The organism is Paenibacillus sp. 01T422 (genome assembly GCF_056398785.1).
In genome coordinates, this window is record NZ_JBFTQB010000252.1 from 1 (window position 1) to 7,198 (window position 7,198).

The following is a 7,198-nucleotide window of genomic DNA, read 5'->3' on the forward strand; positions in this document are numbered from 1 at the left end:
TATTATAGCCCTTCTGTCGAACTCGCTTCAGCGAAATTTTAATCATATAGCGATAGAAGCTAATGGCTAAGATATTGTTCACTAAGAAAAGCAACAGATAAGAACGCGAAACATCTACCTCTTTTAGAATGAACAAAAGGCTTAAGAGTAGCAGCAAGCTGAATACATGCACTTGAATAATTTTAAATACCTCGTATGAGAATTGCTTCTTTCTCTTCGGCGTATAAAAATTAGTCATATAACTGATGAAAATCGCGATTAGCGCGTAGCTGACACTCCACATCAAATAATGCTTAATAGGCAGGGGAGAATCGAAAGGAATCCAGCCACTTTTAAATTTCAGCCACCAGGAAAGTAAGAACACGAGCTGAATACATATGAAGTCGGCCAGTGCGTATAGTTGGGTTAGGAAACCTTGACTCTGTCGAATCAATGTATATCACCTCGTTGGTTTTAGTTTATTTCTTGCCAAAGACAGCCCGAATTTCAAGCCTACGCCTATGTAAACCGCCATATTTGTCAACCATGAGTACTTCTGACGATAGTGTTTATTATGGAATAAAATCATCGCACGATGAAACTCATAAATGATTTTATAAGGCTTCCTTCGACTACTTGCGCCTTTGTGGTGAACAATTTGAGTTCGGGGATAATAATAATTCACCCAACCTGCTTCCTTAATTCTATAACACCAATCTATATCCTCACCATACATAAAAAATTCCTCATCCAGCATGCCGACCTGATCAATCGCCTCGCGGCGGATTAACATGAAGGCACCCACCAGGGAATCGATACCGTATTCCTCGTCAGGATTCAAGTATCCTAATTGGTATTGATTGAAACGTGGGATTTTCGGGAAAAGCTTTGAAAACCCGAAGGCATAATAAAAGGAAGCTGACGGCGTCGGGAAGCCCCGCTTGCAGGCTTTGTCGAGCGAACCGTCTGGTAGTACAATTTTGCAGCCACTGGCGCCTACGATAGGGTTCTCGTCCATGAAACGCAGCATCGTCTCTAACGTGTCCTGTTGGACGATGGTATCGGAGTTCAGGAGCAGCACGTATCTCCCTTTGGCGATGCGGATACCTTGGTTATTGGCTCTTGAGAAGCCAACATTGTTCTTATTTGCGATGCAGATGACTTGGGGGAACTGCTCGTTAACGGACTTAATAATGCTGTCATTTGATGCATTGTCGACTAAAATAATCTCATAAGTGTATGCTGTAACTGACGAAAATACTGACTTTATACAGGCTAGCGTTAGGTCATGTGTTTTGTAATTTACGATTATAATTGATAAATCCAAGGGGAAACCTCACTTATCTTAATTTCATTAACCCTATTATAACATGGGTATATTAAGATTAGCCTAAAAAAATAAGACTAGCTTGTGCTAATCTTATCATCTGAACCATTTATTAAGTTCGCTTGGCGAGACTTTTTGCTTACTACGAATCGAAAGTCTCTTCTTGCGGAGATCCGAATATTTACGAAAAAAGTCAGCCCACGCTCCTAGCAGCTTGGGTTCCCTTACAAGAGCATAGGCAAAACTAAGACATTCGTATATGAAAAGAGGAGCAATATGCTTACACATATTGGAGACGGTATCGTTCTTTACCATCATTTTATAACGATTAATGTAGGACAGTCTCCTGACGAAAAGCGGCTTGCTGCTCCTACCGCCCTCTTTCCAACCCCTCTCATGAAATGCTACTGCAGATGGCTGGTAAAGAGCCTTCCAACCGAGTAGTTGGGCTCGCCAAGCGACGTCTACATCTTCTTTATATGCAAAGAAGTCTTCATCGAAAAATTCGCCATCTAAACTTATGTCATTAATCATCTCTCTAGCGTACATGGCCGCGGCGCCTGAGACTCCGAATACCTCTTCAGCTTGGTCATACTGATCGCCTGGTTGATGTGCGCCTCGGTCAAAGGCTCTTCGAGATTTGTTAATGATAAGGCCTGTGCTATCAATGTTAGAAGGATTTGCTTTAAAAAGCAGTTTCCCTGTGGCGCTGCCAGCATGAGGGGTGTTCTCTAGTGCTTCTATTGTCCTAAGCACATAGTCTCTATCAAGGACTACGTCCGGATTCAAAATCAAGCAAAAGTCGGTGTCTGTCATTCTTATTGCTTGATTGTGTCCGCCGGCGAAGCCGTTGTTCTTCGCATTTTTAACAAGATGAATCTTATCCGACCACTTTTGTAACTTCTCAAGCGTGTTGTCTTTTGAAGCATTATCAATAATAACGATTTGATTTATGGGGTAAGATTGCTTGATGACTGCCTCTAAGCAGTCATTGATGTGTTCAGAGCTATTGTAGGTCACTATATGGATACTAGCGGTGTACATTACTTACTCCAAGTTCCTTTAAAAAAGCCTGTAACCCCTCACGCCATGGTCTTAAATCTTCAAAACCATTCGCACGAATGGCCATATGCTCCATCGCCGAGTATCTYGGCCTTGGTGCAGGTCGCGGAAATTCTTCTGTAGAGCATGGCTCTACAAGCATCTTCTTTCCACTCTCTTCAAAGATAGCATTTGCAAAATCAAACCACGAACATACTCCTGAATTCGAAGCATGATAAATACCATAACGCTCTGTCTGAATGAGTTGCTCTAGGAAATTCGCAAGGTCAACCGTATAAGTTGGTGATCCAAACTGGTCATTTACAACCTTTAAGCTATCGCGATCTTGAGCAAGTTTAAGCATGGTTTTCACAAAATTCGCCCCATACAAACCATAAACCCATGACGTCCTTACAATAAAATATTTACTAGAAAGCGTTTGAACGAAGTGTTCCCCCGCTCGCTTTGACTTTCCATAAATACTTTGGGGATTCGTATTATCATATTCTCGATAAGGCTTTGTAGCCGTCCCATCAAAAACGTAGTCTGTGCTAATATAACAGAACTTAACCCCAAATTTTTCAGCAGCAATAGCGAGATTCCTTGTCCCAAATGCATTGATTTTATATGCCAAGTCTTCTTCCTTTTCAGCTAGATCAACTGCTGTGTATGCAGCGCAATGAATAACAACATCCGGCTTATGGGATTCCAGAATTTCAAGACATTGATGTTCATTTGTAATATCAAGCTGCTCTCTTCCTAAACCAAGAACCTCATGATTAGTGCCTAAAATTTTTACGACATCTTGCCCTAATTGGCCATTAGCCCCTGACACTAAGATCTTCATCTCTAAACTCCTAGGCGTTCGCCGTATTGCTGAGCGAAATATTGTTGATACTCACCTGTCTGAATTCGTTTCCACCAGTCCTGATTATCTAGGTACCAACGAATCGTTTCATGAATACCAGTATCAAAATTATGCTTCGGTTCCCAACCTAGCTCATTTGTAATCTTTGTTGCATCAATACCATATCGACGATCATGTCCAAGACGATCTTTAACGTACTGAATTAATGACTCTGGTTTCCCCAGTTCACGAAGAATCGTTTGCACGATTTGAATATTCGTTCTCTCATTATTTCCGCCAATATTATAAACTTCACCGTTAATTCCTTTATGTAAAACTAAATCGATCGCACTGCAGTGATCCTCTACATACAACCAATCGCGGATGTTAAGTCCATCTCCATATACAGGGAGGGGCTTGTCATTCAAAGCATTTGCAATCATTAATGGGATTAACTTTTCCGGGAATTGATAAGGTCCATAATTATTGGAACAACGGGTGATATTAACCGGAAGGCCAAAAGTCTCATGATACGACCTAACTAAAAGATCCGAGCCAGCTTTACTAGCGGAGTAAGGACTATTGGGAGATAATGGAGTCTCCTCCGTAAAAAGTCCCGTTTCTCCAAGTGTTCCGTACACTTCATCAGTGGAAACATGAACGAATTTCTTTACGTCATACTTCCGCGATGCCTCAAGCAACACTTGAGTACCAAGAACGTTTGTTTTCACGAAAACATCAGGTTCTAAGATACTACGATCCACATGCGACTCCGCGGCGAAGTGAACCACGGTACCTACACCCTGCTCGAACAGGCTGTTAACAAGCTCCGAGTCCGTGATATCGCCTTTTATGAAAGTGTAATTGCTATTTTCTTGGATGGATCTGAGATTCTCAAGATTCCCTGCGTATGTTAATGCATCCAAGTTAATGATTTGATAGCTCGGATAACGTTCAATCATATAATGAACGAAGTTGCTGCCGATGAACCCGGCTCCGCCGGTTACGAGTATTTTCATGTAAGATTAGCTCCTAATTTTATTTGTACTAACAATCCGTTCTAGATACTCTAACAATTGGATTTTTAAGTCAGGGCGCTCCAACGCGAAGTCTATCGTAGTCTTAATAAAGCCCAACTTTTCTCCTACATCATACCTTGTCCCAAAAAAGTCATAAGCATAAACGTTCTCGGAACGGTTTAATTCGGATATCGCATCGGTTAATTGAATTTCACCACCACGACCTATTTGAGTAGTTTCTAGGATATCAAAAATCTTGGGAGTAAGAATATATCTCCCCATAATAGCAAGTTTTGACTGAGTAACATCACCAGTAGGCTTTTCAAATAATTTCGATGCCCTATAGACCCGTTCACTCATCTTCGTTGCCTCAACAATGCCATATCGTGAGCGTTCTTCGTCACTAACCTGTTTTACACCAATTATTGAAGAGTTATAATCTCCAAAAAGATCAATCATTTGCTTTAAGCAAGGTGTTTCGGAAACGACTATGTCATCACCGAGTAACACAGAAAAAGGCTCATCTCCAATAAACTTACGAGCACACCATATCGCATGACCAAGCCCTTTAGGTTCCTTCTGTCTAATGTAATGGATGTCAACTAGTTTTGATGGTTTCTGTACTTCATCCAGAAGATCGAATTTACCTTTGTCAAACAAATTTTGTTCTAATTCAAAATAATTATCAAAATGATCCTCGATTGCTCGCTTTCCTCTGCCAGTAACAATAATAATATCTTCGATACCAGAAGCAACCGCCTCTTCAACGATATACTGGATAGTTGGTTTATCCACAATTGGAAGCATTTCTTTTGGCATTGCCTTAGTTGCAGGGAGGAATCTTGTACCCAATCCAGCTGCTGGAATTATTGCTTTTTTTATTTTCATTCCTATTCCCCGATCTATCAAAAATTAATCTCCACATCTTGTAACAGTGGATGCTTTTGATCTTTATCTGAAAGGATAGGGGTAGAAGTTGGCCAATCAATCTTAAGCGAAGGATCGCTCCAAAGAATACCTCTATCATTCTCAGGAGAATAATATTCATCGACCTTATATAGCACCTGCGTATTCGAAACTATCGTACAAAAACCATGAGCGAAACCTTTGGGAACAAGAAGCTGCCGCTTATTAGCTTCGCTAAGAATAACCCCAATCCATTGTCCAAAGGTAGGTGAATTCTTTCGAATATCCACAGCGACATCATAAATAGCACCAGCAGCCACTCGAACAAGCTTTGTCTGTGCTTTGGGATTAAGTTGATAGTGAAGACCTCTTAAAACACCTGATTCCACGGATAAAGAATGATTATCTTGGACAAATGGAAAGTCTATACCGTATTCCGAGAATTTATTAGCATTGTAACTTTCCATAAAAAAGCCCCGACTGTCACCATGGACATCGGGCTCAACTATGTATAATCCTTCAAGCTTTGTTGATATAACTTTCATAATTAAAAACACCTCTTATAATTTTAGTTTTCCAAATTCCTCTCCAAACACAATGTCTTGGGCTAATTCATTTGCTTTGGCTAATGAGGCATGTGTGCCAGCATCTGTCCACCAGCCCTGAAGTACATCGTATGTAAGCTCATTTTTAGTGATGTACGCGTTATTAACATCCGTGATTTCTAATTCTCCACGACCAGATGGCCTAAGTGTTTTAACAATATTGAAAACCGTGTTATCGTACATATATATACCTGTAACTGCATAATTACTTCTAGGCTGACTAGGCTTCTCCTCGATAGAGATAATATTACTACCTTGTAGTTCAGGAACACCGTATCTTTGAGGATCTTTGACTTCTTGGATTAATATTTTTGCTCCGTTTTGCTGAATTCTAAAATTATTCACAAATGGGACAATACTCTCTTCAAACACATTATCCCCAAGAATGACAACCATCTGATCATCTCCAACGAAATATTCCGCAAGATCAAGTGCTTGAGCAATCCCACCCGCTTCGTCTTGAACTTTATAAGTAAAAGTAACTCCCATTTCACGACCACTACCCAATAAGTTTACTACATCACCCATATGTTCTTTTCCTGTAACAACCAAAATATCAGAGATATCGGCTTCCTTTAATTTTGCAACAGAATGGAATATCATTGGATATTTACCGACAGGAAGTAGATGTTTATTGGTTACTTTAGTCAATGGATACAAACGAGAACCAGTTCCTCCAGCTAAAATGATGCCCTTCATTTATTACTCACTCCCTTGGATTATATTTTCAAAATAAAAGTTCAATCAATATTTTTATCAAAACTAAATCGCGTCAAAGTTGCGATAATTATTATAGGTATTTACCCTTTTGTATCTGCTCTAATACTTTACTTAAGTCGGCTACTCATAATTCATATTTCAGCTTTTTTATTACCTATGCTATCTTTTACAAAATTATAAATCTTGATGTCTAATTTACCAAAGAACCAACCAATAACTAAAGTTATTATCAACAACAATGATGCAATGAATGCATTAATAGGCATATTAGTCAGAGAATAAAGAACTGCGAACCCAATAGTTATTATAGATACATGAATAAGGTATATACCATAAGAATAGTCACCCAGTGAAACAGCTACCTTTAATAACTTAGTGGTGGTCCTAAGTTGTATTCTCGAGCCAAATAGTATTATTATGAAAAACAATACACTCATAAATGTTATATGCGTTTGACTAGTTAAATTAAGATAATCAGATAACTTTTCATAAATTGGAATGCAGAGGATGATTAGTCCAATAATTAAACAGTTAATTTTAGTATTTAAATTTATTTTTTTGTGTAAATAGTACGCTAATCCCCCCAGGATAAAATAAAGATTATAAATTGAAAACAATATTTTACTCGGTTCAGGGAGGAAAGAAGTAGGTACTTTAAATATATAGGTTGATGCTACTATTACTAAAAACCATACTATAAGAAACGGCAAATATAGATTCTTCATTTTCCTGAAAGTAAACAGAGTACAAACAA

8 protein-coding genes and 1 pseudogene are annotated in these 7,198 nt (G+C 39.1%); all 9 read right to left on the reverse strand.

Annotation, left to right across the window (positions count from 1 at the left end):
- Positions 1–433, reverse strand: a pseudogene (locus AC1DUA_RS15785) (undecaprenyl-phosphate glucose phosphotransferase); the annotation flags it as partial.
- 6 nt (positions 434–439) lie between these two features.
- Positions 440–1,306: a glycosyltransferase family 2 protein gene (locus AC1DUA_RS15790; RefSeq protein ID WP_477500679.1), complete on the reverse strand. Its 867-nt coding sequence runs from the start codon at positions 1,304–1,306 to the stop codon at positions 440–442.
- A gap of 96 nt (positions 1,307–1,402) precedes the next feature.
- Positions 1,403–2,350, reverse strand: a complete 948-nt coding sequence (locus AC1DUA_RS15795; RefSeq protein ID WP_477500680.1) for a glycosyltransferase family 2 protein — start codon at positions 2,348–2,350, stop codon at positions 1,403–1,405.
- Positions 2,337–3,194 carry a dTDP-4-dehydrorhamnose reductase gene (gene rfbD / locus AC1DUA_RS15800; RefSeq protein WP_477500681.1) on the reverse strand — a complete coding sequence of 286 codons (858 nt, stop codon included), beginning with the start codon at positions 3,192–3,194 and terminating at the stop codon, positions 2,337–2,339. The genes AC1DUA_RS15795 and rfbD overlap by 14 nt, the downstream gene beginning before the upstream one ends.
- A gap of 2 nt (positions 3,195–3,196) precedes the next feature.
- Entirely contained in the window at positions 3,197–4,213 is a 1,017-nt protein-coding gene (gene rfbB, locus AC1DUA_RS15805; RefSeq protein WP_477500682.1) for a dTDP-glucose 4,6-dehydratase, read from the reverse strand.
- A 6-nt stretch (positions 4,214–4,219) separates the two neighbouring features.
- Positions 4,220–5,101: a UTP--glucose-1-phosphate uridylyltransferase GalU gene (galU, locus tag AC1DUA_RS15810; protein ID WP_477500683.1), complete on the reverse strand. Its 882-nt coding sequence runs from the start codon at positions 5,099–5,101 to the stop codon at positions 4,220–4,222.
- A gap of 17 nt (positions 5,102–5,118) precedes the next feature.
- On the reverse strand, positions 5,119–5,664 hold the full coding sequence (gene rfbC / locus AC1DUA_RS15815) for a dTDP-4-dehydrorhamnose 3,5-epimerase (RefSeq protein ID WP_477500684.1): 546 nt from the start codon (positions 5,662–5,664) through the stop codon (positions 5,119–5,121).
- 15 nt (positions 5,665–5,679) lie between these two features.
- Positions 5,680–6,423 carry a sugar phosphate nucleotidyltransferase gene (locus tag AC1DUA_RS15820; RefSeq protein ID WP_477500685.1) on the reverse strand — a complete coding sequence of 248 codons (744 nt, stop codon included), beginning with the start codon at positions 6,421–6,423 and terminating at the stop codon, positions 5,680–5,682.
- 152 nt (positions 6,424–6,575) lie between these two features.
- Positions 6,576–7,198: acyltransferase family protein (locus AC1DUA_RS15825; protein ID WP_477500686.1), on the reverse strand; the 623-nt coding region annotated here is incomplete at its 5' end.